Source organism: Pantoea sp. Morm, assembly GCF_016643525.1.
Lineage (GTDB): Bacteria > Pseudomonadota > Gammaproteobacteria > Enterobacterales > Enterobacteriaceae > Pantoea > Pantoea dispersa.
Map to the genome: position 1 here is coordinate 1 of NZ_VOQX01000185.1, position 3,292 is coordinate 3,292.

The following is a 3,292-nucleotide window of genomic DNA, read 5'->3' on the forward strand; positions in this document are numbered from 1 at the left end:
CTGCACACACCAGAACCACACCCAGAATGGTGCCGTGAGAAGCACTGCCATCCATCACCATCCAGAACGGAATCGCCGTCAGGATGATCGAGAGGATGAAGCCGATCATGTAAGACTTCACGCTACCAGTTATTTCCAAGTCTATAGACCTTATTATATGAACAACCATTCTTCTTCTAGAGGCACGACAGACGCATGTAGCAGTCCTTGGCCCGCTCAATCATTTTGCCCCAGGAATTCCTGTCCCTGGCCATTGTAGTGCTTATTCTTGTCTGCTTCAAATCCTTCAACACATTATCTCTCCAACGTGCTCTGGGTCTACCCCTAGCTCTTGTCCCGTCCGGAGAAAAGTTGTATGCCTTCTTGGGGATCCTACCGTCCTCCATCCTACTCATATGTCCGAACCACTTCAATCTCTGTATTCTAACAAAGTTAGAGAGACTCAAGTCCTTATACTCCTGGTACACCTCTCTGTTTTTGCGTAAACGCCACCTCTCATTCTCCTTAACTGGGCCCAGAATGCGCCTCAGTATCTTTCGCTCGAAACGGTCCAGCATTTGGACTGTTGTTTTATTGAGTGTCCACGTTTCGCATGCGTATACCGCTACTGGCCTTATGAGGGTTTTGTAGATTCTTATTTTGGTTTTGCGGGTGAGCAGTCGACTTCGCATGAGTTTATTCAAGGAGTAGTATGCTCTGTTAGCTGCTCCCAGTCTACTCCTTATCTCAGTATCTTCTTCCAGCCTCCTTGATATTGTGCAACCCAAGTATTGGAAGGCTGAGACAACCCCAAAAGTGTGATTCCCGAGGGTAACTTGCTGCTGGTGAGCTCCATAGTTTTCCTTCCCGATTGACATCACCTTGGTCTTACTTGTGTTCACCTTCAGACCCATCTTCTTTGCCTCACGTTCGATCTCCAAAAATGCCTCTTCCATACTAGCCCGAGTTCTGCCTACAATTGCTATGTCGTCCGCATATGCCAGGATTTGTACCATTCTAGTGTATATTGTATACCCATGATTCAGTTTCGTCTTGCTTATTATTTTATGCAGGACCATGTTAAAAAGCAAGGGTGCCAAAGCATCCCCCTGTCTCAGCCCAGTCCCTACACCGAAAGGGCACCCATTTCTTCCACTCACGCGTACCTGACATTTATTATTCTCCATGGTACACCTGGTCAGTTTTATGAGCTTTCTGGGGATATTCATTTCCAGCATTGCCCGGTACAACTCCTCTCTGCTCACCGTATCATATGCTGCCTCGAAATCCACAAACAGCACCCAGAGCGAGTGACCGAATTCAGTCATCTTTTCTCCCACTTGCTTAAGGGTGAATATTTGGTCGATTGTGGACATATTCTTACGAAAGCCTGCCTGGTAGTCGTCTACTATTTTTTCCATGTAGGGTACCAGCCTATTGTACAGTGCAATTGCAAAGATCTTATAAGCTACATTCAGTAGGCTGATGCCCCTATAGTTACTACACTCTGTTGGGTCTCCTTTCCTCTTATATATCGGAATTACTAGTGACTCCTTCCATTTGCATGGAATCTTTTCCTCTTGCCATATGTGAAATACCAATTCGTACATCTCCGAGACCAATACAGGGCCGGCAGCTTTAAACAGCTCCGCTGTGATGCTGTCGGATCCCGCAGCTTTATAGTTCTTAAGCTTTGAGATGATGTCCGCAATGTCTTCCGCTTCTGGGGGTAATTCTTCCTCTCCCCCTTCTTCCTCCTCATTCCCTAGCTCATTCTCCTCCTGATTCTCCCGGTTTGCCACACACTGCCTATGTTTCAGCTGCTGTCTGAAGTGTCTCTCCCATCGTTTTGTCACTTCATCCTCCATAGTGAGAAGTTCACCCTTCTCATCCCTTATCATTGTTTGTTGTGGCCTATATCCCATTTTGATCTCCTTGACCTCGCGGAAAAACTTTCTGGTTTCATTATTCCCTCGAGAGGATTCTATCTCCTTAATCCTTTGAGCCATAGCCAGTCTCTTCTTTTTCCTACAAATCATCTTTGCCTTGGAGCGGGCTTCCTTAAATTCTTTTCTAGTTTGGCGCGTGTCATGGCATAAGAAGGCATTTCTTTTTTCATTACGTAGTTTCACAGCTTCTTCACACTCCGAATCATACCATCCATTTCGCACACCAGTCCGGTCATTACTGCAGAGTTCATCCGCAGTACCTTCCATTATTCCACTCAGCATACTCCACTGGTCCTCAATTGAGTGTCCTCCTTCCTTCGCTGGTATCTCCGATATCTTTTCGGCAATACTCTCTCTGAACCGTTTTTCAATCTCGAGAGCTTTTAACTTTCCAGGATCCCATCTTCTACTTCCAGCGCTGCTTTTGTTAGTTCCATAGTATTTCCGAACTTTCACCTTCATCACTACTAGGTAGTGGTCTGAGTCTACATCCGGGCCTTTATAGGATCTCACATCATTTATCCAATTGAAATGTTCAGATGACACAAGAGCATGGTCTATTTGGCTGTGAGCTCCATTTGGTGCTCTCCATGTTTGTTTGTGTGCGCTCTTGTGCGGGAAGACTGTGCTCACTATCACCAGTGAGTTTGCTATAGCGTAGTCAATCATACGCTCCCCATTATCGTTCGTTTTATCATGTAAACTCTCTCTTCCGATATTTGTGCAGTGTGGTCTTTCTTTTCCAACTTGGGCATTGAAGTCCCCCATCACTATTTTTATATCGTGTTTGGGACATTGCATGCTGATTCCTTCCAGGTTATTATAGAAGGTGTCCTTGTCCTCCTCGCTCTTGTCCTCCGTTGGTGCGTGAGCATTCACGATGGTGATGTTTCTTGTCCTAGTCCTTATCCTTAAACTGCATAGTCTATCACTGATAGGTTTAAAGTCAATTATTGAGCTACGCATTCGTTGGGCCACCACGAATCCTGTTCCAAATGCGTGTCTATCGTCACTTCCACTATAGAAAGTGTCATAGCTTTTGCCTTTGATGTGGCCTCTACCAGTCCAGCGAACCTCCTGTAGCGCAACTATATCCATCTTGCACTTTGTCAGTTGGTCCGACAGTTCTCTCAAAGCTCCAGGTCTGAGCAGTGTCCGTACGTTCCAAGTTCCAAATAGAAGTGGCCTTTTCCGATTTCCAGGTCTATGCCGTTCATCAGTCCGATTTCCGAGGCAATGTTGAGCAACAGTTCTGAATACTAAGCAATAATATTTTTCTAGTCGTCAAAAATCAGTCAAACTACTGTTATCCTAGTATATAGTTTTGTTTTGTTTAAGATTCAAACAACCTAAAAAATGTTCAA

Annotated in this window: 1 protein-coding gene and 1 pseudogene; both read right to left on the bottom strand. The window is 45.1% G+C overall.

Annotated elements, in window-relative coordinates; all coding sequences use genetic code 11:
• Positions 1-176 precede the first annotated feature (176 nt).
• Complete coding sequence (locus FT726_RS26500; protein WP_346303773.1) at positions 177-2,390, bottom strand: reverse transcriptase family protein; 2,214 nt, start codon at positions 2,388-2,390, stop codon at positions 177-179.
• A gap of 78 nt (positions 2,391-2,468) precedes the next feature.
• A pseudogene (locus FT726_RS26505) lies at positions 2,469-3,089 on the bottom strand (endonuclease/exonuclease/phosphatase family protein); the annotation flags it as partial.
• Between the last annotated feature and the right edge of the window lie 203 nt (positions 3,090-3,292).